The 22,234-nt window shown below is 60.2% G+C and carries 22 protein-coding genes; 15 read left to right on the top strand and 7 right to left on the bottom strand.

Features of this window, described 5'->3' with window-relative positions; translation table 11 throughout:
- Nucleotides 1–66 precede the first annotated feature (66 nt).
- The 4 genes from rfbB to PspR76_RS01650 are packed head-to-tail and all read left to right on the top strand — an operon-like array spanning nucleotide 67 to nucleotide 4,860.
- Nucleotides 67–1,149, top strand: a complete 1,083-nt coding sequence (rfbB, locus tag PspR76_RS01665; protein ID WP_159953684.1) for a dTDP-glucose 4,6-dehydratase — start codon at nucleotides 67–69, stop codon at nucleotides 1,147–1,149.
- 38 nt (nucleotides 1,150–1,187) lie between these two features.
- The gene (locus PspR76_RS01660; RefSeq protein ID WP_159953683.1) at nucleotides 1,188–2,996 is read left to right on the top strand and encodes a sensor histidine kinase; all 1,809 of its coding nucleotides are present in this window, start codon (nucleotides 1,188–1,190) and stop codon (nucleotides 2,994–2,996) included.
- Nucleotides 2,993–4,378, top strand: coding sequence for a sigma-54-dependent transcriptional regulator (locus PspR76_RS01655; protein WP_159953682.1), 1,386 nt, complete (start codon nucleotides 2,993–2,995; stop codon nucleotides 4,376–4,378). The genes PspR76_RS01660 and PspR76_RS01655 overlap by 4 nt, the downstream gene beginning before the upstream one ends.
- A 26-nt stretch (nucleotides 4,379–4,404) precedes the next feature.
- A complete protein-coding gene (locus PspR76_RS01650; protein WP_159953681.1) occupies nucleotides 4,405–4,860 on the top strand; it encodes a YiiD C-terminal domain-containing protein in 456 nt (151 codons plus the stop codon).
- Between the two features lie 67 nt (nucleotides 4,861–4,927).
- On the opposite strand, the gene cysQ is transcribed toward PspR76_RS01650, so the two are convergent.
- Nucleotides 4,928–5,764 carry a 3'(2'),5'-bisphosphate nucleotidase CysQ gene (gene cysQ, locus PspR76_RS01645; protein WP_159953680.1) on the bottom strand — a complete coding sequence of 279 codons (837 nt, stop codon included), beginning with the start codon at nucleotides 5,762–5,764 and terminating at the stop codon, nucleotides 4,928–4,930.
- Nucleotides 5,761–6,327 carry an ADP compounds hydrolase NudE gene (gene nudE, locus PspR76_RS01640; protein WP_159953679.1) on the bottom strand — a complete coding sequence of 189 codons (567 nt, stop codon included), beginning with the start codon at nucleotides 6,325–6,327 and terminating at the stop codon, nucleotides 5,761–5,763. The genes cysQ and nudE overlap by 4 nt, the downstream gene beginning before the upstream one ends.
- Nucleotides 6,328–6,414: 87 nt before the next feature.
- Between nudE and yrfG the strand changes: the two genes are divergently transcribed.
- The gene (gene yrfG / locus PspR76_RS01635; protein ID WP_159953678.1) at nucleotides 6,415–7,077 is read left to right on the top strand and encodes a GMP/IMP nucleotidase; all 663 of its coding nucleotides are present in this window, start codon (nucleotides 6,415–6,417) and stop codon (nucleotides 7,075–7,077) included.
- A 92-nt stretch (nucleotides 7,078–7,169) separates the two neighbouring features.
- Here the strand turns inward: yrfG and lysM are convergent, their stop codons facing one another.
- Nucleotides 7,170–7,610 (bottom strand): peptidoglycan-binding protein LysM, encoded by a 441-nt coding sequence (lysM, locus tag PspR76_RS01630; RefSeq protein WP_159953677.1) that lies wholly within the window; start codon nucleotides 7,608–7,610, stop codon nucleotides 7,170–7,172.
- 130 nt (nucleotides 7,611–7,740) lie between these two features.
- On the opposite strand from lysM, the gene PspR76_RS01625 reads away from it, so the two are divergent.
- The 4 genes from PspR76_RS01625 to PspR76_RS01610 all read left to right on the top strand — a co-directional run bounded on the left by PspR76_RS01625 (nucleotide 7,741) and on the right by PspR76_RS01610 (nucleotide 12,635).
- Nucleotides 7,741–8,628, top strand: coding sequence for a LysR family transcriptional regulator (locus tag PspR76_RS01625; RefSeq protein WP_159953676.1), 888 nt, complete (start codon nucleotides 7,741–7,743; stop codon nucleotides 8,626–8,628).
- 97 nt (nucleotides 8,629–8,725) lie between these two features.
- Nucleotides 8,726–9,565 (top strand): formate dehydrogenase accessory sulfurtransferase FdhD, encoded by an 840-nt coding sequence (fdhD, locus tag PspR76_RS01620; RefSeq protein WP_159953675.1) that lies wholly within the window; start codon nucleotides 8,726–8,728, stop codon nucleotides 9,563–9,565.
- Entirely contained in the window at nucleotides 9,562–11,910 is a 2,349-nt protein-coding gene (locus PspR76_RS01615) for an FdhF/YdeP family oxidoreductase (protein ID WP_159953674.1), read from the top strand. The genes fdhD and PspR76_RS01615 overlap by 4 nt, the downstream gene beginning before the upstream one ends.
- Nucleotides 11,911–12,155: 245 nt before the next feature.
- Nucleotides 12,156–12,635, top strand: a complete 480-nt coding sequence (locus PspR76_RS01610) for a glycine zipper domain-containing protein (protein WP_012721700.1) — start codon at nucleotides 12,156–12,158, stop codon at nucleotides 12,633–12,635.
- A gap of 142 nt (nucleotides 12,636–12,777) precedes the next feature.
- Here PspR76_RS01610 and PspR76_RS01605 read toward each other — a convergent pair whose 3' ends face one another.
- From PspR76_RS01605 to PspR76_RS01595, 3 genes are all read right to left on the bottom strand, one after another.
- A complete protein-coding gene (locus PspR76_RS01605; protein WP_159953673.1) occupies nucleotides 12,778–13,209 on the bottom strand; it encodes an acyl-CoA thioesterase in 432 nt (143 codons plus the stop codon).
- 23 nt (nucleotides 13,210–13,232) lie between these two features.
- Nucleotides 13,233–15,170 (bottom strand): RecQ family ATP-dependent DNA helicase, encoded by a 1,938-nt coding sequence (locus PspR76_RS01600; RefSeq protein ID WP_159953672.1) that lies wholly within the window; start codon nucleotides 15,168–15,170, stop codon nucleotides 13,233–13,235.
- Between the two features lie 285 nt (nucleotides 15,171–15,455).
- Complete coding sequence (locus tag PspR76_RS01595; RefSeq protein ID WP_159953671.1) at nucleotides 15,456–16,631, bottom strand: tetratricopeptide repeat protein; 1,176 nt, start codon at nucleotides 16,629–16,631, stop codon at nucleotides 15,456–15,458.
- Between the two features lie 175 nt (nucleotides 16,632–16,806).
- Between PspR76_RS01595 and PspR76_RS01590 the strand changes: the two genes are divergently transcribed.
- The 6 genes from PspR76_RS01590 to PspR76_RS01565 all read left to right on the top strand — a co-directional run bounded on the left by PspR76_RS01590 (nucleotide 16,807) and on the right by PspR76_RS01565 (nucleotide 20,550).
- A complete protein-coding gene (locus PspR76_RS01590; protein ID WP_096236773.1) occupies nucleotides 16,807–16,977 on the top strand; it encodes a YhfG family protein in 171 nt (56 codons plus the stop codon).
- Nucleotides 16,977–17,570 (top strand): putative adenosine monophosphate-protein transferase Fic, encoded by a 594-nt coding sequence (locus PspR76_RS01585; protein ID WP_159953670.1) that lies wholly within the window; start codon nucleotides 16,977–16,979, stop codon nucleotides 17,568–17,570. Before PspR76_RS01590 ends, PspR76_RS01585 begins: the two co-directional genes overlap by 1 nt.
- 281 nt (nucleotides 17,571–17,851) lie before the next feature.
- Nucleotides 17,852–18,175, top strand: a complete 324-nt coding sequence (locus PspR76_RS01580) for a hypothetical protein (protein WP_159953669.1) — start codon at nucleotides 17,852–17,854, stop codon at nucleotides 18,173–18,175.
- Between the two features lie 225 nt (nucleotides 18,176–18,400).
- On the top strand, nucleotides 18,401–18,883 hold the full coding sequence (locus PspR76_RS01575; protein WP_159953668.1) for a hypothetical protein: 483 nt from the start codon (nucleotides 18,401–18,403) through the stop codon (nucleotides 18,881–18,883).
- A gap of 286 nt (nucleotides 18,884–19,169) precedes the next feature.
- Nucleotides 19,170–19,526: a DUF1493 family protein gene (locus PspR76_RS01570; RefSeq protein WP_159953667.1), complete on the top strand. Its 357-nt coding sequence runs from the start codon at nucleotides 19,170–19,172 to the stop codon at nucleotides 19,524–19,526.
- Nucleotides 19,527–19,686: 160 nt separating this feature from the next.
- Nucleotides 19,687–20,550: a DMT family transporter gene (locus PspR76_RS01565; protein WP_237235716.1), complete on the top strand. Its 864-nt coding sequence runs from the start codon at nucleotides 19,687–19,689 to the stop codon at nucleotides 20,548–20,550.
- 56 nt (nucleotides 20,551–20,606) lie between these two features.
- Here the strand turns inward: PspR76_RS01565 and PspR76_RS01560 are convergent, their stop codons facing one another.
- On the bottom strand, nucleotides 20,607–22,148 hold the full coding sequence (locus PspR76_RS01560; protein ID WP_159953666.1) for a phosphoenolpyruvate carboxykinase: 1,542 nt from the start codon (nucleotides 22,146–22,148) through the stop codon (nucleotides 20,607–20,609).
- Between the last annotated feature and the right edge of the window lie 86 nt (nucleotides 22,149–22,234).

The raw sequence follows: 22,234 nt of genomic DNA, 5'->3' as shown, positions 1-22,234 counted from the left end.
GCCCACTTCACAACTCAAGCTATGCTTCATTCGCCCAGTGTCCGTCTAAGGAAAAGGCCCCTCGACATGCGCATTCTCATCACCGGTGGTGCCGGGTTTATCGGCTCTGCCCTGATCCGCCACCTGATTCAACACACTGAGCACGAAGTGCTCAACCTGGACAAACTCACCTACGCCGGCAACCTGGAGTCGCTGACCAGCATCGCGTCCAACAGCCGCTATGAGTTCGTGCAGGCCGATATCATCGACCAGGCCACCGTCAGCGCCGTGCTCGCGCGCTTTGAGCCGCAGGCGATCATGCATTTGGCTGCCGAGTCGCATGTCGACCGCTCCATTGACGGCCCGTCGGATTTTATCCAGACCAACATCGTCGGCACCTACAGCTTGCTGGAAGCCGCCCGCGCCTATTGGCACAAGCTCGACGAGCCGGCCAAAAGCGCATTCCGCTTCCACCACATCTCCACCGATGAGGTCTACGGCGACCTGCACGGCGTGGACGACCTGTTCACCGAAACCACGCCGTACGCGCCCAGCTCGCCGTATTCGGCCAGCAAAGCGGCGTCCGACCACCTGGTACGCGCCTGGCAGCGCACCTATGGCCTGCCGGTGCTGTTGACCAACTGCTCGAACAACTACGGGCCGTTTCACTTCCCCGAGAAGCTGATCCCGCTGGTCATCCTCAACGCCCTCGCGGGCAAGCCACTGCCGGTCTACGGTGATGGTTTGCAGGTGCGCGACTGGCTGTTCGTCGAAGATCACGCCCGCGCACTGTTAAAGGTTGTGACTGAAGGTGTGGTGGGCGAGACCTACAACATCGGCGGCCACAACGAGCAGAAGAATATCGACGTGGTGCGTGGCATTTGTGGCCTGCTCGAAGAGCTGGCGCCGCAACGCCCAGTGGGCGTAGAAAAATTCACGGACCTGATCACCTTCGTCAAGGACCGCCCGGGCCACGACCAGCGCTATGCGATCGATGCGAGCAAGATCGAACGCGAACTCGGCTGGGTGCCGGAAGAAACCTTCGAAACCGGCCTGCGCAAAACCGTGCAGTGGTATCTCGACAACCTCGACTGGTGCCGCCGGGTCCAGGACGGCAGCTACCAGGGTGAACGCTTGGGCAACACCGAGCCCAAGGACCTGATCGCCTAATCAGGCATAATGCGCCTGTCCCCACAGGCGCATCTCCCATGACTCCACCCCTTCCGCGAAGACCCCGCTGGCGCAGCCTCGCCCTGTTGGCGTTGTGCCTGGCACCGTTGCTGTGGCCGCTGGAGCACTTGGCCGAGCGCTATTACCGCAGCGAACTGGCCGGGCAAAACCGCCAGACCCTCGACTTATACGTCGCCAACCTGCTCGGCACCTTGCACCGCTATGAAGTACTGCCGCAGATTCTCGGTGACCTGCCGGCCCTGCGTACCGCGCTGGATGCGCCCCACGTCAGCACCAACCTGACCAACGCCAACCTGCTGCTCAAGGACGTCGCCGCCCAGGCCGGGGTGGAAGTGATGTACCTGATGGACACCACCGGCAAGACCCTCGCCGCCTCCAACTGGGATAAACAGGACAGCTTTGTCGGGCGCAATTTTTCTTTCCGTCCGTACTTCAGTGAAGCCATGGCCGGGCGCCTGGGGCGGTTTTTCGGTTTGGGCACCACGTCAGCCAAGCGCGGCTACTTCTTTGCGGCCGCCGTGCGTGACGGCGACAAAATCATCGGCGTGCTGGTGGTCAAGGTCGACCTGGACCACACCGAAAGCCTGTGGGGCAACACCCCCGAACAACTGCTGGTGACCGACCACAACGGCGTGGTGATCCTCACCTCGCGCCCGCAATGGCGATTCCGCGCCACCCGGCCACTGACCGCCGAAGAACGCCAGGCGATCATCGCCATCCAGCCCTACCCCACGCGCGACCCGCAGCCATTGGCGCTGAGCACTACGGCCTGGCTGCGCCAATCCACGGCCATTGCCGAAACCGGCTGGAACGTGGAAATTCTCGCGCCACGCTCGCTGATCAGCCGCCCGGTGCGCACCGTGGTGGCCGTCGGCGGCGCCGCGTTGCTGGTGTTGATGTTGCTGCTGGGCTTGATGATGCAGCGCCGTCGACATTACCTGGAACGCATCGCCTTCGAAGCCAAGGCCCGCCGCGAACTGGAAGCGCGCGTGATCGAGCGCACCAGTGACCTGGAAGGCCTTAACCGGCGCCTCAAGCAGGAAGTGCTGGAGCGCGAACACGCACAACAGGAGCTGGTGCGCGCCCAGGATGACCTGGTGCAGGCCGGCAAACTGTCCGCGCTGGGCACCATGTCGGCGAGTATCAGCCACGAACTCAACCAGCCTCTTGCGGCGATTCGCAGCTACGCGGAGAACGCCGAGATTCTGCTCGACCATGAGCGCACCAACGACGCCCGCGGCAACCTCAAGCTGATCAGCGAACTGACCGGGCGCATGGCCTCGATCATCGCGCACTTGCGTGCGTTCGCCCGGCGCGACCGTCACGCCCCGGAAAGCGTGGCCCTGCAGCCGGCGCTGGATGACGCGCTGGCGTTGCTGGCCAAGCGGCGGCGGTCGATGGAAGTCGAATTGATCCGCGACCTGCCGGAAGCGACCCTGTGGGTGCAAGCCGGCGAAACCCGCCTGCGCCAGGTGCTCGGCAACCTGCTGGCCAACGCCCTCGACGCCCTCACCGAAAAAGGCCCGCCGCGCAAACTGTGGCTGAGTGCCGAAACCACCGCACAGGGCGTCAACCTGTACATTCGCGACAACGGCCCGGGCTTTTGCATGGAAGCCCTGGGCCGCGCCAGCGAGCCGTTCTACACCACCAAGACGCGCACCCAGGGCCTTGGGCTCGGGCTGGCGATTTGTGACACGCTGATGCGTGCTTTTGGCGGCGAATTACTGTTCGCCAACCACAAGGAAGGTGGCGCGCTGTTAACCTTGAAATTGCGTGCCGGCTCGCCGGGCGTCAGTCTGCAACCGTCCGAGGACCGCAGTGTATGAGTATCGATAACCAGATTCAGGTGGTGTTGATCGACGACGATCCGCACCTGCGTCAGGCCCTGTGCCAGACCCTGGACCTGGCCGGGCTGAAAGTCCTGACCCTGGGCGAAGCCACCGGCCTCACTGCGCGCCTGTCCCGCGACTGGCCGGGCGTGGTGGTCAGCGACATCCGCATGCCCGGCATGGACGGCCTGGAGCTGCTCGCCGAGCTGCACGGCCAGGACCCGGAGCTGCCGGTGCTGTTGATCACCGGCCACGGCGATGTGCCGCTGGCGGTGCAGGCGATGCGCGCCGGGGCCTATGACTTTCTCGAAAAACCCTTCGCCAGCGACGCCCTGCTCGACAGCGTGCGCCGCGCCCTGGCCCTGCGCCGGCTGGTGCTGGACAACCGCAGCCTGCGCCTGGCCCTCAGCGACCGCCAGCAATTGAGCACGCGCCTGGTTGGGCACTCGCCGCAAATGCTGCGCCTGCGCGAGCAGATCGGCGCCCTGGCCGCCACGCGTGCCGACGTGCTGATCCTCGGCGAAACCGGCGCCGGTAAAGAAGTGGTGGCCCGCGCGTTGCACGACCTGTCGAGCCGGCGCAGCGGCCCGTTTGTGGCGATCAACGCCGGCGCGCTGGCGGAATCGGTGGTCGAAAGCGAGCTGTTCGGCCACGAGCCAGGCGCCTTTACCGGCGCGCAGAAACGCCGTATCGGCAAGTTCGAATTCGCCAACGGCGGCACGCTGTTCCTCGATGAAATCGAAAGCATGAGCCTGGATGTGCAGGTCAAACTGCTGCGCCTGTTGCAGGAGCGCGTGGTGGAGCGCCTGGGCGGCAATCAGCTGATCCCGCTGGACATCCGCATTATCGCCGCCACCAAGGAAGACCTGCGCCAGGCTGCCGACCAGGGCCGTTTCCGTGCCGACTTGTATTACCGCCTCAATGTCGCACCGCTGCGCATTCCGCCACTGCGTGAGCGCGGTGAAGATGCGCTGATGCTGTTCCAGCATTTCGCCGACGAAGCCAGCAGCCGCCACGGCCTGCCGTTGCACGAGTTGCAACCGGGCCAGCGGGCGCTGCTGTTGCGCCACAACTGGCCGGGCAATGTGCGCGAACTGCAAAATGCAGCGGAGCGCTTTGCGCTTGGGCTGGAACTGGCATTGGATGCCACGGCGGACAACCCCGCCGCGGGCGTGCTGACGTCAACCACTGGCGGCTTGAGCGAGCAAGTCGAGCAGTTCGAAAAAAGCCTGATCGCCGCCGAACTGACGCGCCCCCACAGCTCGGTGCGCAGCCTTGCCGAAGCCTTGGGCATACCGCGCAAAACCCTGCACGACAAACTGCGCAAGCACGGCCTGAACTTCGCCGACAGCGCCAGCCACAGCACTGACGACGAATGACCCCGCCCACTCGCCAAGAGGCCACCATGAGCCGCGACAGCCGTTACCTGGAATCCATCCTTCACCACGACATCCCGCTCACCCGGGAAATGGGCCTCAAGGTGCTCGACTGGCAACACGGCCAACTGCAGTTGCACCTGCCCTTGCAGGCCAATATCAACCACAAGAGCACGATGTTTGGCGGCAGCCTGTATTGCGGCGCAGTGCTGGCGGGCTGGGGTTGGCTGCACCTGCAATTGCGTGAAGAAGGCATTGAAGATGGGCATATCGTGATTCAGGAAGGGCAGATCAGCTACCCGCTGCCGGTCACGCGGGATGCGACGGTGGTGTGCCAGGCGCCGGAGGAGAAGGTGTGGAAGCGTTTTGTGGCGACCTATAAACGTTATGGCCGCGCGCGGTTGACGCTGGAGACGTGGATCGTGAATGAGGGCAGTGAGGAACGGGCGGTGGCGTTTAGCGGCCAGTACGTCTTGCACCGATAGCCGCAACAACCCAAAAACAAATGTGGGAGCTGGCAAGCCAGCTCCCACATTTTGATTTTTTGAGGCCTTAAGAACGAGCCAGGTTCAGCAGGCGCTCGCGCCACGCAGCCTTGGCCGGCAACGCCAAAAAGAACGGGTTCAGCAACGATTCCCGCGCCGGGTAGCTGAACGGCTCGCCGCTCAACTCCAACACTTCGCCCCCGGCGCCCTCCAGCACACCCTGAGCCGCTGCGGTGTCCCACTGCGAAGTCGGCGCCAAACGCGGGTAGCAATCCGCGCTGCCTTCAGCCAACAGGCAGAATTTCAGCGAGCTGCCGATATTCGCCAGTTTCAGTTCCCCAAGCCCTTCGCTCAGGCCATCGAGCAAGCGCTCCTGTTCCGGGCTGGTATGGCGACGGCTGGCCACCACGGTGAAAGCCTCACCCGCTGCCGGGGTCTGGCGCACTTGAATCTGCTTGGGCGCTTCGCTCACATCCGAACGCCAGGCTCCCAGGCCCGCGCCACCGAAGTAGCAGCGGCCGCTGGTGGGCATCGACACCACGCCAAACACCACGCGGCCTTGCTCGATCAGGGCGATGTTGACGGTGAACTCTTCGCTGCCGGAGATAAATTCCTTGGTGCCATCCAACGGGTCCACCAGCCACCAGCGCTGCCAGCCGGCGCGCACGCTCTGGTCGATGTCCGCATCCTCTTCGGACAGCACTGGAATACTCGGATCGAGCGCGGTAAGGCCCGCCAGAATCAGGTGGTGAGCGGCCAGGTCCGCCGCCGTCACCGGCGAATCATCAGCCTTGGAGGTGACCGCCACATCCGCACGCCAGTACGGCAGGATCACTTCACCGGCCTGACGCGCCAGCTCAATCACAGGGGCAATAAACGGGTGGCCTAAAAACAGTTCGCTCATGCGGTAAACGCTCCACGCTGGGTCAACAGGTCTCGTACCAGATACAGTGCGGCCAGGGCGCGACCCTCGCTGAATTGCTCGTTCTGCGCCAGTTGCGACAACTCGCGCAGGTTGACCCGCTCCACGCGCATCGGTTCCGGCTCGTCGCCTTCCAGGCGTTCCTCGTACAGGTCGGTGGCCAGCACCACCTGGATCTTCTGGCTCATGTAGCCCGGCGACAACGACAGTTCGGTGATGTGTTCCAACTGCCGCGCGCCATAGCCGGCCTCTTCCTTGAGTTCACGATCAGCAGCCGCCAGCACGTCTTCGCCGGGCTCGATCAGGCCCTTGGGCAGCGACAACTCGTATTCGTCAGTGCCACCGCAATACTCTTCCACCAGCAACGCATGCTCATCATCGATCATCGCCACGATCATCACCGCGCCGTAGCCGGCACCGCGGCCCACCAGGCGCTCGTAGGTACGTTCAACGCCATTGGAAAAGCGCAATTGCACTTCCTCCACGCGGAACAAACGGCTACTGGCGACTATTTCGCGGGCGAGTACGGTGGGTTTCTGGCGCATAAGCGGCTCCTTGGCGTGATCGGGTTACTATACCGTGGCTTTTCCGATTGTCTGTGTCGGATATCTTTACTTACATGAGAACGCACCATGCCCTCTTTGAACTGGCACGCCATCGACACCGTCTTGCTGGACATGGACGGCACCTTGCTCGATCTGCATTTCGACAACCATTTCTGGATGGAGCACTTGCCCCAACGCTACGCCGAGCTGCACGGGGTGAGCCGGGCCATGGCCGAGCTGGAGTTGCAGCCGCTGTTCGAGCGTAACGCCGGACAGTTGCAATGGTATTGCCTGGATTTCTGGAGCACCGAGCTGAACATTCCGGTGCGCGAACTCAAGTTGGAAACCGCCCACCTGATCGCCCTGCGCCCGGACGCGGATACGTTTCTGGCGGCAATCAAACAGGCCGGCAAGCGCGTGATCCTGATCACCAACGCGCACCGTGATTCGCTGTCACTGAAGTTGGAACGCATTGAACTGGCGCCGTATTTCGAGCGGTTGATCAGCTCCCACGACTACGGCTTTCCCAAGGAAAACCCGCAGTTCTGGGCAGCCCTGCAAGCCGACATCCACTTCGACCCGGCCCGCAGCCTGTTTATCGATGACACCTTGCCGATCTTGCGCAGTGCTCGGGAGTTTGGCGTGGGGCATTTGCTGGCGGTGAAGGAACCGGACAGCAAGAAGGGGCCCAAAGACACGGCTGAATTTGCGGCGGTTGGGGATTACAGGGACCTGATTGTCGGCCTCTAGATCGCATCGCGGGCAAGCCCGCTCCCACATTTGGAATGCACTCTCCTGTGGGAGCGGGCTTGCCCGCGATTGCCATCACTCGGTAAGAGGCCTTACTCAGGAATACGCAATGTCTGCCCTGGGTAAATTTTATTCACATCTTTAAGCAGTGGCTTATTGGCCTCAAAGATTTTGTTGTACTGGTTGGCGTTGCCATACACCGCCAGGGAAATCGCGCTGAGGGTGTCGCCTTTTTTCACGACTACAAAACGTGCGGCAGCCACGGCCGGGCCAGTCACTGTGATTTGATCCTCTACACTGCCAACACCCGCGATGTTGCCTGCAGCCAGGATGATTTTCTCTTTCTCTTCCTGAGTGGCGACTTCACCCTTCACGGTGACCTTGTCGCCATCAACGGTGGCGGTGATATTCGGGTTTCCAAGCCCGACAGCGCTGATGTGCTTCTTCAACTCATCACTTGCGTTGGCATTACCCGGCGTCAACAGGTCAATCAGCTTCTCGCCCGCTTCCTTAACAAAGCTAAAAATACTCATGGTGCGCTCTCCTTGGGATTTAAGTTCCAGATGCCCAAGACTAGACCAGTCCTACAGATTCGGGTTCCGAACCGACCAAAGACTCAAACGCGCTAGAATCCCTCGCCATTGGAATAAGCCCGGAGCGAAGATGGACATCAAACAGCTGAAATTCCTCATCGCCCTCGACGAGACCCGCCACTTCGGCCAGGCGGCAGCGCGTTGTCACATCACCCAGCCGACCCTGTCGATGCGCCTGCGCAACCTGGAAGAAGAGCTGGACTTGCCGCTGGTCAATCGCGGCCAGCGCTTCGAAGGTTTTACCGCGCCGGGCGAGCGGGTATTGGCGTGGGCCCGCACCGTGCTGGCGGCTTATGACGGTTTGCTGGCCGAAGCGGCGGCCTGTCGCGGCAACCTGGTCGGTACGTTGCGCCTGGGTGTGGTGCCGCTGTCGAGCTTCGATCCCTTGGCGCTGATGCAACAACTGCATAAAGAGCACCCGAGCCTGCGCTTTGAACTCTCGGCATTAAGCTCCGAGCAAATTCTTGAACAGCTGGCGAGCAATCGTCTCGACCTGGGCGTGTCCTACCTGGAGCGCCTGGACAACGAGCGCTTCGACTCGCTGGCCCTGAGCGAGACGCGCATGGGCCTGCTCTACGACCAACGGTTTTTCAGCTTCGGCGACAAACCGTTGAGCTGGGAAGCATTGATCGAACTGCCCCTGGGCATGCTCACCAGTGGCATGCACTTTCGCCAGTCCATCGACCACAACTTCCACAGCCGTGGGCTCAACCCGCAGCCCTTGCTGCAAACCGATGCGGTGCATCAATTGTTACAAGCCGTGCACGGCGGCCTGTGCTGCGCCGTAATGCCACTGGACGGCGGCCTCGACGCCCTCACCGAGCACCTGCGCCTGCAACCCATTGAAGACGCTCACACGCTGGCGCGCCTGGGGCTGATCATGCGCCGCAGCGCACCCCGCTCGGCGCTGGCGGAAGCCTGTTTTGCGTTGTTTCAAAAATCGCAGCAAGAGGCTTGATCGACGCCATCTATCGGTAGATCAGTACTGGCAATTAGACGCGACCCTTTGTCGCGCCTAGTCTAAACACTGATCAATCCGCCGGTGGTACTGCCCCATGAACGCCAAGCGCCCAGTCTGCGCGGCGCCCGCCCTCGAAACGCCCGCGCCCGCCGCCAGCCAGAGCTACCAGTTTTGCAATCTTGAACACACAGAAGTCGCCAGCACTGCGTTGGCGGAAGAAGTGGCGTTGGCGATTGCCTACAACGACATCAGCCAGGCCGTGATGCTGGTGACGCCGACGGACCTGGAAGACTTCATCGTGGGTTTCAGCATCGGCAGCGGCATTATCGCCGACGTTAGCGACATTTATGATCTTAAACTCAGCGGTTCAGGCTCAACCCAGTACGCCCAAGTGCAGATATCGAGCCGCGCGTTCTGGAACCTCAAGCAGCAACGCCGCCAATTGGCCGGCACCAGCGGTTGCGGGTTATGCGGTGTTGAAGCGGTAGAACAAGCGCTACCGAACCTTGAAGTGCTGCCCGGCGCGCCATTGCCGCCCGCCGAATGGCTCGATGGCCTGCGCCAGCGCATCAGTGCTTTCCAGCCTCTGGGCCAATACAGCGGCGCAGTGCACGCAGCGGTGTTTATGAACAACAGGGGCGAATTGCTGATGGGCCGCGAAGACATTGGCCGGCACAACGCCCTGGATAAATTGATCGGTGCACTGACTCGCCAAAAGATTCCGACCGACGGCGGCCTGGCGATTGTCACCAGCCGCTGCAGCCTCGAATTGATCCAAAAAGTTCTGCGCGCAGGCATCCAGACCTTGGTCAGCCTGTCGTCGCCCACCGGCCTGGCCCTGCAATGGGCTCGCCGGCACAACCTCAATCTCATCCACCTGCCGCAGAAAAGTGCGCCGCGGGTCTACAGCCCTGCGATGGAGAACCAGCCATGAGCCAGCATCATCAAGCCGACCAAACCCCGACCCCGCGCTATAAGCCCTACAAAGGCCCGGCGGGCGGCTGGGGTGCATTGATCAGCGTGGCGCAGGCCTGGCTGACCAGCGACAACGCGCTGAAAAACCTGCGCATGATGCTCAAGACCAACCAGAACGGCGGCTTCGACTGCCCGGGCTGCGCCTGGGGCGACTCGCCGGAAAGCGGCATGGTCAAGTTCTGCGAAAACGGCGCCAAGGCGGTCAACTGGGAAGCCACCAAACGTCGTGTGGATGCGGCATTTTTTGCCAAGCACAGCGTGACCGCACTGCTGGAACAGAGCGACTATTGGCTGGAATACCAGGGCCGCCTGACCGAGCCGATGCGGTATGACGCCGAGACCGACCACTACAAGCCCATCAGTTGGGAAGCAGCGTTTGATCTGGTCGGCAAACACCTCAACGCCCTGCCAAGCCCGGACATGGCCGAGTTCTACACCTCGGGCCGCGCCAGCAACGAAGCGGCGTACCTGTATCAGCTGTTCGTACGCGCCTACGGCACCAACAACTTCCCGGACTGCTCGAACATGTGCCACGAAGCCAGCGGCGTAGCCCTGGCGCAAAGCGTGGGTGTGGGCAAAGGCACCGTGACCTTTGATGACTTCGAACACGCCGATGCGATTTTCGTGTGGGGCCAGAACCCCGGCACCAACCACCCGCGCATGCTCGAACCGCTGCGTGAAGCGGTTAAACGCGGCGCCCAGGTGGTGTGCATCAACCCGCTGAAAGAGCGTGGTTTGGAACGCTTCCAGCACCCGCAACACCCGCTGGAAATGCTCACCAACGGCGACAAACCGACCAACACCGCCTACTTCCGCCCGGCGTTGGGTGGCGACATGGCCATCCTGCGAGCCATGGCCAAATTCCTGTTGCTGTGGGAGCGCCAGGCCCAGGCCGAAGGCAAAGAAGCCGTGTTTGACCACGACTTCCTCAACGAACACACAGCTAATGTGCTGGATTACCTCGGCCAGATCGACGACACCTCGTGGGATGAAATCGTCTCGCAGTCCGGCCTGAGCCTGGTTGAAATCGAGCAAGCGGCGCGCATGTACGCCAAAGGCAAAAACGTGATCATGTGCTGGGCGATGGGCATCACCCAGCATCGCCACTCGGTGCCGACCATCCAGGAAATCGCCAACCTGATGCTGCTGCGCGGCAACATCGGCCGCCCAGGCGCCGGCCTGTGCCCGGTGCGCGGCCACAGTAACGTGCAGGGCGACCGCACCATGGGCATCAACGAACGCCCACCGGTGGCGTTTCTCGATTCCCTGGAACGCCGCTTCCAGTTCCAGGTGCCGCGCCACAATGGCCACAACGTGGTCGAAGCGATCCACGCGATGCTCGAAGGCCGCTCCAAAGTGTTTATCGGCCTGGGCGGCAACTTCGCCCAAGCCACGCCGGACAGCCCACGTACCTTTGAAGCATTGCGCAGCTGCGACCTGACCGTGCAGATCAGCACCAAGCTCAACCGCAGCCATTTGATGCACGGTAAAGACGCGCTGATCCTGCCGTGCCTGGGCCGTACCGACATCGATATCCAGGCCGACGGCCCGCAAGCCGTTACCGTGGAAGACTCATTCAGCATGGTGCACGGCTCCAACGGCCAATTGCAGCCGCTGTCGAAGCTGATGAAATCCGAGCCGGCCATCCTGGCAGGCATTGCCGCCGCGACCCTGGGCAGCAAACCGGTGGATTGGAACTGGCTGGTGGCCGACTACGGGCGCATCCGCGACCTGATCGCCGACACCATTCCAGGCTTCAAAGACTTCAACGAGAAGATCAAAAAACCGGGCGGTTTCTACCTGGGCAACTCTGCTGGTGCACGCCGCTGGAATACACCGTCGGGCCGCGCAAACTTCCGCCCGAACGTGCTGCCCAAGGACCTGATTCACGAACGCACCCACGCCACGGGCCGCGTGCCAGACCTGATCATGCAGTCGATGCGCTCCCACGATCAGTACAACACCACCATTTACGGCCTGGACGACCGCTACCGTGGCGTGAAAGGTCAGCGTGACGTGCTGTTCGTCAACGAAGCCGACATCATCCGCCTGGGCTTCAAGCCGGGGCAGAAGGCCGACATCGTGTCGCTGTGGGAGGACGGTCGTGAGCGCCGCGTCAAAGGCTTCACCTTGCTGGCATTTGATATTCCAGCGGGGCAGGCGGCGGCTTATTACCCGGAAGTGAACCCATTGGTGCCATTGGAAAGCACCGGGGATGGCAGCCATACGCCGACGTCGAAGTTTGTGGCGATTCGTTTGGAAGCGGCGAGCGCGACCGGCTTGATCATGGCGCGTTCGGCCTGACCGAGACCCGCTCGCCACAACAAGCCGCTCGCCATGACTAATAAAAATCCAAGGCACAAAAAAGGCCGCTTTTGCATAAAAGCGGCCGTTCCGAAGTAGTTAAAGACTCGCAAAAATGACTTAAGTTCCCTATACAAAACAGCAACTTAGCAAATTGTATACAACTCATACCACTGGTCGGTTTTCGATTGTCAGCGTATCGATACAACCTCAGGATCGCGCCGTCATCCTCTTGAGGTCTCTCTATGAAGTTCTCCTCGATTCTCTTGTTGTCCCTTGGCCTGGTCAGTGGCGCAGCCATGGCCGGTGGCACCACCGAAGCCGGTGTGGGCGGCGCATTGGGCGGGGTTTTAGGTTCGGTAGTGGGCCAGCAAATCGGTGGTAACACCGGTTCGGCCATCGGTGCAGCCCTGGGCGGCGCAGGCGGCAGTGCCGTTGGCGCCGACAAGCGCAGCCGTGGCGAAGCCGCTATTGGCGGCGCCCTCGGCGCAGCCGGTGGCAACGTGGTGGGCCGCAGCATGGGCGGCAACACCGGCAGCCTGATCGGCGCAGCCGCCGGCGGTGGCGCAGGCGGTGCGCTGGGCAACTACATGGGCAACAAGAGTGACGACGATGACCGCCGTTATCGCGGCCGGGATAACCGTCGCTATGACCGTGATGACCATCGTGGCCGCGGGCATGCGTATGGGCATCGCAAGAACAAGCACCATTACCGTCATCGGTAAGGCCTAGAGCACACTGCTGGACCCATGTGGGAGCGGGCTTGCCCGCGATAGCGTAGTGTCAGGGAGCACATCCAACCCTGACCCACCGTTATCGCAGGCAAGCCAGCTCCCACAGTGATTTTCGCCGATCACAAAAGTTGTATTACACCACCAACCGCTGCAGCGCCTCACGCAATCTCCCCGGAATCGCCACCGGCTGGTTCGACGCCCGGTCCACGAACACATGCACAAAGCGCCCCGCCGCGCAGGCGTCCTCCTCGCCTGACTTGAACACCGCCAGCTCATACTGCACCGAGCTGTTGCCCAACTTGCCCACCCGCAGGCCAATTTCCAGACGATCAGGAAACGCGATCGACGCAAAGTAATCGCATGCCGAACTCACCACAAACCCCACCACTTCCCCGTCATGAATATCCAACCCGCCCTCTTCAATCAGGTAGGTATTCACCGCCGTGTCGAAGAAGCTGTAGTAGGTGACGTTATTCACATGGCCATACACATCGTTGTCGTGCCAACGCGTGATGATCGGCTGGAAGTGACGGTAATCGGCGCGCAACGGCATAGAGTCAGGCATGTGCAGGTCTCGTCAAAGTGGGTTTACAGATCATTCAAATGGGCTTCAGCCCACTCACGCACCTCGGCGTAGGGGTAGTCCTCCAGCGCGGCAAAACCCGGAATGCCGCGCGCTTTGAGCTTGGTAAATAACGGCACGCTGATACCCCCCAGAAACCGCGTCAGCCGTTCCGCACCGGGCAGGCTCCCGGTGTGTTCATGATGCCTGTGGATAAAATCACCGCACAGCCCCATGAAGTTTTTATCCACAAGCGGCGGCAGGCTCGGCGGCGGCGGCAAGTGTGCAACCTGGCCATGGCACACCGAACACTGCCCGCAACGCTGGGGTGCCTGCTCATCACCAAAGTACTTGGCCAGACGCTGCCCAAGGCAATGTTCGGTGGCGAAAAGATCAAGCATGGCGTGAATCCGCGCCACCTCACCGACCTCGTGTTGCTTGAAGCCTGTGTATAACTCGGCGCTCAACGCCTGCGGGTCAAAATCGGCGTTCAACACGCTGTAGACCTCGGTCATCTGCTTGCTTTCCAGTTCGATCAAGCCTTGTTCCTGGAAGTAATCCAGCGCTTTCACCACCCGGCCACGCTCAGCATTGTGTTGCTGGTACAACGCGTCGAAATCCACGGTCGCCCAAGTCCTGGCGCGGTTGCACACCTGGATAATGGCCGCGACAAACTGCTGCCGTTCACCGGAAAAGCGCGCCAGCAAGGCCTCGGGTTCAATCAGGTACTTGAAGCGGTATTCGGCATAAAACGCGTAGCGCGGCGCAATCACTCCCTTGAGCTCCAACTGCACCAGCAGAGTCTTCAGCGGCAGTTCGCGGATGTTGCTGTGGTCTGACAGTGACCTCAGCAAGAACTCCCATTGCCCATCGCCCCGCGCCGCCTGCAACTCATTGAGCACCCGCAGAATGCCCTCCTGCTCCGGCGTGTCGCCATACACAAAATTTTCCAGCACATTGAGGCTGTCGCGGTTGGCCAGCACCAGGCAATCGGACGGCTGCCCGTCACGCCCGGCGCGGCCAATTTCCTGGCTGTAGTTCTCGATGGATTTAGGCAAGTCGAAGTGCACCACATTGCGGATGTCACTTTTATCGATGCCCATACCGAATGCGATGGTGGCGACGATGCAATTGGAACGCCCGCCCATAAAGCGCTGCTGGATGCCCTCGCGTTTATCGTGGGGCAAACCGGCGTGATAGGCCTCGGCCTGGATGCCGTTGCGGTTCAAGTGTTCGGCAATCTGCTCGGCGGTTTTCTGCAGGGTGACGTAGACGATGCTCGGCTGGTTAGCGCGCTCGCTCATCCATTCGACCAGTCGCCGACGTTTGTCGTGGCCGCTCACCGGCTCTACCAGCAGGTTGAGATTGGGCCGGTAGAAGCCCGTGGTGATCACATCCTCCGGTGCAATGGCGAACTTGGCCTGCATGTCGGCAATCACCTTGGGCGTGGCCGTAGCCGTTAGCAGCAAGGCTTGTGGGATATTGAACTGGCGCTGGTAGTCCGGCAGCTTCAAATAATCCGGACGGAAGTTGTGGCCCCACTCGGAAATACAGTGCGCCTCATCCACCACCAGCAGCGAGATCTGCACGCTTTGCAGGAAGTTACGGAAGCGCTCGTTCTTCAAACGCTCCACGGAAATCATCAGGATTTTCAACTCGCCCGAACGCGCACGGGCCATAACGTCATTGGCGTCTTCGCGGCTCTGCGCCGAATCGATACTGCCCGCCGAAATACCGTGGCGCTGCAGGAAACCCAGCTGGTCCTGCATCAACGCCAACAACGGCGACACCACCAGTGTCAGGTGCGGCAGCAGCACTGCGGACAGCTGATAACACAACGACTTGCCCGAGCCGGTAGGAAAGATAGCGGCGGCCGAACGACCGGCCAGCACGGCGCTGACCGTTTCTTCCTGGCCCAAACGAAACTGTGGATAACCAAAGACCTGTTGGAGGGTGTTGTGCATAAGCTGTCACTCCATTGACCGCTGAACGAGCCCAAAACATAGACCAGCACGCTCAGCGAATCGAGAAAGGTCGCAAGGAAAAAAGAGACAGGATGATACACAGGCTGGGGGATGGCCTTGGGCCGAAGTAGGATTGTTCACTCGATTTTGTGAGAAGAATACAAACCAAATGTGGGAGCTGGCTTGCCGGCGATGACGGTGTATCAGTCGACCCAAGTATCAACTGAACCACCGCCATCGCGGGCAAGCCCGCTCCCACACTTTTACTGCTGTGTTAAACCGGAATCAGCGGTTTTGCACGCGCTCAATCGCCGTGTCATACACCGGGTTGGCCTTCTGCTCTTTCGCCAACTGGTAATGACGCAAGGCATCCGAGAACTGCCCCGCCGCTTCGTAAATCCGCGCAATGTTGTAATAGGCGCCTGCGCGCACGGTCGCTGCATTCGCGCCAGTCGCCAGGGCGATGGCCTTGCGGTTGGCCCAGATCGACTCGGCGGTGTTGCCGGCCTTCTGATAGGCAAGACCGAGGTTGCCGTAAGCCTTACCGAAGCCATTGTCCAGGTCGATAGCCTGGCGGAACAGGTCAATCGCCTGGTCGAGCTTGCCAGCCTGGTAGGCCGCTTCACCTTGCAGGTTCAGACGCTTCGCATCGGCCTGTGCGGAAGAGCTGACAGCCACAGCCGTGACCGCCACGCTGTCATCCAGCAACGGTTTGACTTCGTTGAGCACGTTAGGCGCGTCAACCGTCACGCCACTGAAATTGTTGATGTCCTGGAAGTCGCCACTGCCGGTCATGCGGAACACGGTCCACAGGTTACCGCTGCGGTTTTTCGGTACGTAATAGGTGCGCACCAGAGACTGGCCCATGTACACAAACACCTTGGCCTCGCTGTTGGACAACTGCCGCGAGCCTGGATTGCCGCTGTTGGTGAAGTCATGCACGGCGTACACGTAGCTTTCGCCATAGTGTTTTTTCTGCAGGGTGATGGTTTCCGGGCCGTAGCTGTCGGTGTCATCCACATCCAGCTCGGCGTCGGTGCCTTTCTGGTTGCCGAAGAAGATGTTGTTGCCGGGGAAAATCATGTGGGAGTCGAGGTCTTCAGGGGTTTTGCCCCACGTCAGCACCACACGCAAACCGTCGAGGTTTTCCATCACCGGGCTGATGGCATAGGTCATGCCCGCACACGGGCACTTCACCACCAGGTTGGAGTAGCCAGGCTTCTTGATGATCAACAGGTTGCTGGCGTCATCGGCCGCTTCGCTGGTGAGGGTCACCTGGCCTTGGGCGTTGGTGCGGCCCACCACGTTTTGTGCGCCGTTACGTTGCAGCAGCACCTCGGCATCGGCGATTTTCTGGTCCTTGACCACCGCACTCAACACCTCAATCGGCAACTGCTCGGCCTGGACCGAAAACGCCATCGCACACAATGACACCGCCGAGGCGACACGAAGCAAACCCATGCTTAACTCCCTTTAAGTAGTGGGCGGAATTGCCCTACAAGATTTTGCGGTGAAACATACGCTGAATTCAGCGGGTTGCCGTTTTTTTTGTGCGGAATGTGACGTGGTTTTTATCCCGCCTGCTTGCGCAAGCATTGCGCTACAATTGAGTCTTGCGACCCAGGAGTACGCTGCAATGAGCGAACCGACGTTTGAGCAAAAACAGGATCACTACCACAAGATCCGCCGTTCCAATTACTTGGCAAGCCTGCGCCTGGAAGGGTTCGACACCCAACCGGCCGATGTCGACAAACCCCTGCCGACCCGCGAAGCCGTTCTTGCCAAGTACCGCAAAACCCCACACTGATGCTCGACAAATACGGGGTGGGCCAGGATCCGTACTGCTATCCCGGTAGCGGCGTCCTGCGCAACCGCCTCGATTTGCGCGACGAAATACTTCTACATCAAGCCGAGCGCGAACTATCCGAAATCGCTGTAGGCAGCCTCCCACTCTATCCGCCGCCCTACGACCTCGAACGACTGCAACACATCCACCGCACCCTGTTCGGCGACATCTACGACTGGGCCGGGGAGCTGCGCAGCGTCAACATCCAGAAAGGCGATACCCTGTTCTGCACACCGGAACGCATTCCGCCGGAAGCGGCGAAAATCATCCGGCATATGGAACAAGGCAATTGGTATGTAGGCGCGACCCAAGCTGAACTGGTGCCGCTGATTGCCGAGGCTTATGGCGACCTCAACGTCATCCACCCCTTTCGTGAAGGCAATGGCCGCGCGCAGCGGATTTTGTTCGAACAGATCATTGTGAATGCCGGTTTTTCAGTGAATTGGTGGCTGGTGAAACACGCGGCGTGGATACCGGCGAACATTGATGCGGTGGCGTGTGATTATCGGGGGCTTGAGGCGATTTTTGAGCGGTGTATCAGCGTACCTCCCTAAACAGCCTTTTGCCTGTATTGCACCATCCCACCCCACCCACCTATAGTTCGCCCCTCGCTGCACAATCAGCGATCGGGTTTGGTCACCCGATACAGAGTTCACATACGCACCTTCAGATGTCGTAGGCACTCCTGTGCCCACACGCTTCATGGCGGCTGTGTTTGGGACGCCTTCGGGCGTGCCGGGTGAATCTCTGCCGGTTGACCAACCTGGACACAGTCCGCCACCCATCGCTTGGTCACGATGATGGCGGTCCTCTAACTACACAGAGATTCAAATCAATGAACGCTATAAATCCGTCTGAAAATCGCTATCGTCAGTTACGCACCAACTTCACCGACACCCACCCTCTCATCATCGACACCGAAGCCACCGCCGAAGACATCCAGTCCGCCGCACACCAGCGCATCCGCGCTGCCACCGACTTACTGGAAACTTTCACCTGCCTGACCTTCGAACACACCGACCTTAAAGACATCTCTCACATCGTTAATGCCTTGTACCTGCTTGTTCAGGATGGCTGTGATCTGCTGGAAGCATCGCAACACGTGCATCTGCAACCGACAGTCGATAAGCAAACACAACCAAGCCAGCCGCTGAGTTAAAACTGTGGGAGCTGGCTTGTCGAATCGTCGCGCCGGCTCCCCTATTTGATGGGCGCTGCTCAAAAAATCACTGTCAAACCGCAAATGCCGGAAAGCGCTGTGAGAAACCCTTAAATACGGTGTAGTCCCCTTCCTAAACTGCTTAAAACACCTGCTCAACCCTCTACATAACTCCCCGTTGTATGACGGAAACTAGCGCTCTCACAATTGCGCTGGCAAAAATCTGTGAACATCGAAAGGACTCAATACATCGGCCATTATGGCGTCACCTTCACGGTGATTCGTTTTACCGTTTTACCTGCCCACAAACACGAACTGGCAAATCTCTGCTTGTTAGAAGCCGGTGCTTCGGCAAACGAGGTACGTTATCGACTGGCGGATCTCTACGAGAAGATGCTCGCCCGTGATTTGCCTTGCAAGATGACTGTCGCGATATCCAAGCCACTGACCCGACAGCAAGCTGACCTGCTTAACGAGCGCGGGACCATCGTCGCAGGCTTAATTGCCAGCGCTGTTTCAGCACCACTGAGCCGTGTGTCACCATTTTTTGGAGGTGCAGTGGGAAGCATCATTGGTCTGAAAGTTAAAGATGTCATCCGCAGCTATCACGCAGGGGATGTTGTTATTGGAATCGATGCACAGGTGAGCGGCGGAATCGGCCCTCAGCGATCGTTGTCAGCAATGTTCCGACAGTTCCAGGGAGGGTGAGACGATGGTCGAATACAGCGTTTGGATCACGCTCCTCATCCTAATCGCCCTTACCATGCTCCTTGATAGAAGATTGAAGCATCCTGATCTCAGAAAATGGGTCGGGCTGGCCCTCATAATCATCGGCCCAACGCTTCTCTTCCGCGCCACTTCCTGGCTAAGAGAATTACAATTCGAAAGTCTTCCGACATTCGCCTTTATCATGGGCATCCGTCTGTTGATCACCCGAAACAAATTCCGCCGACAACGCAACCATCCCCCTCACCCACTCCTGCGTGCCCACACCATGAACTTCGCCCCCAACTTCCCCGAAGACCCGGTCATGCAGCAGCTTCTGCAATTGCTGCACGAAGAAATCGGCCTGCCGAAACACAAGACCCTTCGTCTTGAAACCTCGCTCAACTTCGACCTCGGTTGCGACCGCGCCGAGGCCAAGCAATTCATGGAAGCGCTGGAGCAGGACTTTGCCGTCGACCTGGGCGACTACGACGCTTATCGTTACTTCCAGCCGCCGGTGTTCGATGTGTTCCTCAAGCGCCGCGCCAAGGGCCGGGGCGACAAGATCCCGCTGACCATCGGCATGCTCTACCTGGCTATCAAAACCCATAGCTGGGACACGCAAACCCTGGAAAACCTCAGCTGACTCCAAGAACACTGAGGTTCAAATGTGGGAGCGGGCTTGCTCGCGAAGGCGGTGTGTCAGGCAGATTTTTTCTCACTGATCCACCGCATTCGCGAGCAAGCCCGCTCCCACATGGGTTCTGCGTTAATCTGGCCAATTACTGACATAACAAGGACCGTACATGGACGTATTGATGGGCCTGCTGGCCGCCCTGCTCTGGGGTGGCACGGATTTCCTCGTGGGCCTCAACGCCCGCGCCGTCGGCGTTAAACGCGCGGTGTACTTCGGCCAAGCCCTTGGCTTTTTGATCATGACGTTGCTGCTGGTCATCTTCCCGATGTTCCTGTTCAAATCCCTGAATGCCCCGTTGAGCGTCTGGCTCCTGGGCGTCACGGCCGCCCTGCTCACCGTCTCCGGCGCCCTCGCGCTGTCCAAGGCCTTCGCCCTGGGCAAAGCCGCTATCGTCGCGCCGCTGGTGACGTCCTACGGCGTCGTCACCACGCTGCTGTCCTGGGCCAGCGGCGAACACATCAGCCTGACTCAACTCGGCTGCATCGGCCTGTGCGTCATCGGCGTAATCCTCTCCAGCCTCCACAAGGACGACGGCGTTCCCCACAACAACCCACGCCTGTCCATCGCCTACGCCATGCTTGCCGCGCTGCTCTACGGCACCAGCTTCTGGCTGCAGGGCCGCTACACCTTGCCCGCGTTGGGGCCGATCACCATGTTGTGGCTGGGTTACCTCGTAGGCCTGTGCGTGCTGGTGGTGATGGTGTTGAAGATCGAGGACGGCCTGAAGATTCCGCCGCTGAAAAACTGCGCGACGTTGACCGGCGCTAGCTTGATGAACCTCGGCGGGTTCTCGGCGTTTTCGTGGGGAGCGATGGCGGGGTCGGTTTCGGTGGTTACGGTGATCAGTACGTTGTCAGGCGGGATTGCGGCGATTCTTGGCTTTGTGTTTTTCAAGGAGCGGTTGTCGGCGGTGCAGGTGCTGGGGGTGGTGTTGGTATTGGTTGGCGCCGTGGTTTTGCACATCGTCGACTAACCTTTCGCGCATAAAAAAGCCGCCCCTAGAGGCGGCTTTTTCACAACAACCGAACCTTACAACTTAGGCCCAGCCGCCTTGATCGCATCGCTCACTTCAAACTTCTTGAAGTTCTCGATGAACAGACCGGCCAGCGCTTTCGCCGCTTCGTCGTAGGCCGCTTTGTCAGCCCAGGTGTTACGTGGGTTCAGCAGGCCAGTTTCAACGCCCGGTACGGCCAGTGGCACGTCGAGGTTGATGGTGTCGAGGTGTTCGGTTTCAGCACCGATCAACGCGCCGCTCTGGATTGCTGCGATGACGCCGCGAGTGGTCGGGATGTTGAAGCGTTTGCCGACACCGTAGCCGCCGCCGGTCCAGCCGGTGTTGACCAGGTACACCTTGGAGCCGAAGCCGCGTACGCGCTTGATCAGCAGTTCTGCGTATTCACCGGCAGGGCGTGGGAAGAATGGCGCGCCGAAGCAGGTGGAGAAGGTCGACTTGATGCCGCTGCCGGAACCCATTTCAGTCGAGCCCACCAGAGCGGTGTAGCCGGACAGGAAGTGGTAGGCCGCTTGTTCTTCGCTGAGGATGGACACTGGCGGCAGTACGCCGGTCAGGTCGCAAGTCAGGAAGATCACAGCGTTAGGCTCACCGCCCAGGTTCTTCTCGGAACGCTTGGCGACGTGTTCCAGCGGGTACGCGGCGCGGCTGTTCTGGGTCAGGCTGACGTCGGTGTAATCGGCGTGCTTGGCGTCGTCGATCACCACGTTTTCGAGCACGGTGCCGTGCTTGATGGCTTTCCAGATAACCGGCTCGTTCTTCTCGGAGAGGTCGATGCACTTGGCATAGCAACCGCCTTCGATGTTGAACACCACGCCTTCGCCCCAGCCGTGTTCGTCGTCACCGATCAGGTAACGGCTTTCGTCGGCCGACAGCGTGGTTTTACCAGTACCCGACAGACCGAAGAACAGGGTCACGTCGCCTGCTTCGCCGATGTTGGCGGCGCAGTGCATTGGCAGCACGTCGGCGGCCGGCAGCAGGAAGTTCTGCACCGAGAACATGGCTTTTTTCATTTCACCGGCGTAGCGCATGCCGGCGATCAGGACTTTTTTCTGTGCGAAGTTGAGGATCACGCAACCGTCGGAGTTGGTGCCGTCACGCTCTGGCACGCACTCGAAATTGGCCACGTTAAGCACTTGCCATTCATCACGGCCGGCCGGGTTGTACTGGGCCGGGTTGATGAACAGGCAACGACCGAACAGGTTCTGCCAGGCAGTCTGGGTGGTCATTTTTACGGCCAGGTAGTGGTCTTCGGCAGCCCCTACGTGAACGTGGGAAACGAAATGCTCTTGCGCGTTGTTGAAGGCTTCGACGCGAGCCCACAGCGCATCGAACTTGTCGGCCGGGAACTTGCGGTTGATCGGGCCCCAGGCGATTGCGTCCTGGGTGGAAGGCTCTTCAACGATGAAGCGGTCGACCGGCGAACGACCGGTACGATGACCGGTTTCTACGACCAGCGCGCCAGTATCGGCAAGCACGCCTTCACCGCGCTGCAGGGCTTCTTTAACCAGATCGTCAACACTCAGATCGGTGTATACGGCGTTATTGGCTTGCGTCATGAGGTTCCCCGTCGGCCTATGGCCGAGTGCTCCAAACGTTTTGTAGTAGAAAGTTGCGCACTACTACCGCGAAAAAAGTGGGCCGG

This window comes from Pseudomonas sp. R76, assembly GCF_009834565.1.
Classification (GTDB): Bacteria; Pseudomonadota; Gammaproteobacteria; order Pseudomonadales; family Pseudomonadaceae; genus Aquipseudomonas.
Note: the sequence above shows the minus strand (reverse complement) of the source record. Positions and strands in the feature narration are given on the sequence as shown.

Bases quoted from the DNA above. Each gene is read 5' to 3' on its own strand.
- rfbB (WP_159953684.1), top strand. From the start codon at position 67: ATGCGCATTCTCATCACCGGTGGTGCCGGGTTTATCGGCTCTGCCCTG.
- PspR76_RS01660 (WP_159953683.1), top strand. From the start codon at position 1,188: ATGACTCCACCCCTTCCGCGAAGACCCCGCTGGCGCAGCCTCGCCCTG.
- PspR76_RS01655 (WP_159953682.1), top strand. From the start codon at position 2,993: ATGAGTATCGATAACCAGATTCAGGTGGTGTTGATCGACGACGATCCG.
- PspR76_RS01650 (WP_159953681.1), top strand. From the start codon at position 4,405: ATGAGCCGCGACAGCCGTTACCTGGAATCCATCCTTCACCACGACATC.
- cysQ (WP_159953680.1), bottom strand. From the start codon at position 5,764: ATGAGCGAACTGTTTTTAGGCCACCCGTTTATTGCCCCTGTGATTGAG.
- nudE (WP_159953679.1), bottom strand. From the start codon at position 6,327: ATGCGCCAGAAACCCACCGTACTCGCCCGCGAAATAGTCGCCAGTAGC.
- yrfG (WP_159953678.1), top strand. From the start codon at position 6,415: ATGCCCTCTTTGAACTGGCACGCCATCGACACCGTCTTGCTGGACATG.
- lysM (WP_159953677.1), bottom strand. From the start codon at position 7,610: ATGAGTATTTTTAGCTTTGTTAAGGAAGCGGGCGAGAAGCTGATTGAC.
- PspR76_RS01625 (WP_159953676.1), top strand. From the start codon at position 7,741: ATGGACATCAAACAGCTGAAATTCCTCATCGCCCTCGACGAGACCCGC.
- fdhD (WP_159953675.1), top strand. From the start codon at position 8,726: ATGAACGCCAAGCGCCCAGTCTGCGCGGCGCCCGCCCTCGAAACGCCC.
- PspR76_RS01615 (WP_159953674.1), top strand. From the start codon at position 9,562: ATGAGCCAGCATCATCAAGCCGACCAAACCCCGACCCCGCGCTATAAG.
- PspR76_RS01610 (WP_012721700.1), top strand. From the start codon at position 12,156: ATGAAGTTCTCCTCGATTCTCTTGTTGTCCCTTGGCCTGGTCAGTGGC.
- PspR76_RS01605 (WP_159953673.1), bottom strand. From the start codon at position 13,209: ATGCCTGACTCTATGCCGTTGCGCGCCGATTACCGTCACTTCCAGCCG.
- PspR76_RS01600 (WP_159953672.1), bottom strand. From the start codon at position 15,170: ATGCACAACACCCTCCAACAGGTCTTTGGTTATCCACAGTTTCGTTTG.
- PspR76_RS01595 (WP_159953671.1), bottom strand. From the start codon at position 16,631: ATGGGTTTGCTTCGTGTCGCCTCGGCGGTGTCATTGTGTGCGATGGCG.
- PspR76_RS01590 (WP_096236773.1), top strand. From the start codon at position 16,807: ATGAGCGAACCGACGTTTGAGCAAAAACAGGATCACTACCACAAGATC.
- PspR76_RS01585 (WP_159953670.1), top strand. From the start codon at position 16,977: ATGCTCGACAAATACGGGGTGGGCCAGGATCCGTACTGCTATCCCGGT.
- PspR76_RS01580 (WP_159953669.1), top strand. From the start codon at position 17,852: ATGAACGCTATAAATCCGTCTGAAAATCGCTATCGTCAGTTACGCACC.
- PspR76_RS01570 (WP_159953667.1), top strand. From the start codon at position 19,170: ATGAACTTCGCCCCCAACTTCCCCGAAGACCCGGTCATGCAGCAGCTT.
- PspR76_RS01565 (WP_237235716.1), top strand. From the start codon at position 19,687: ATGGACGTATTGATGGGCCTGCTGGCCGCCCTGCTCTGGGGTGGCACG.
- PspR76_RS01560 (WP_159953666.1), bottom strand. From the start codon at position 22,148: ATGACGCAAGCCAATAACGCCGTATACACCGATCTGAGTGTTGACGAT.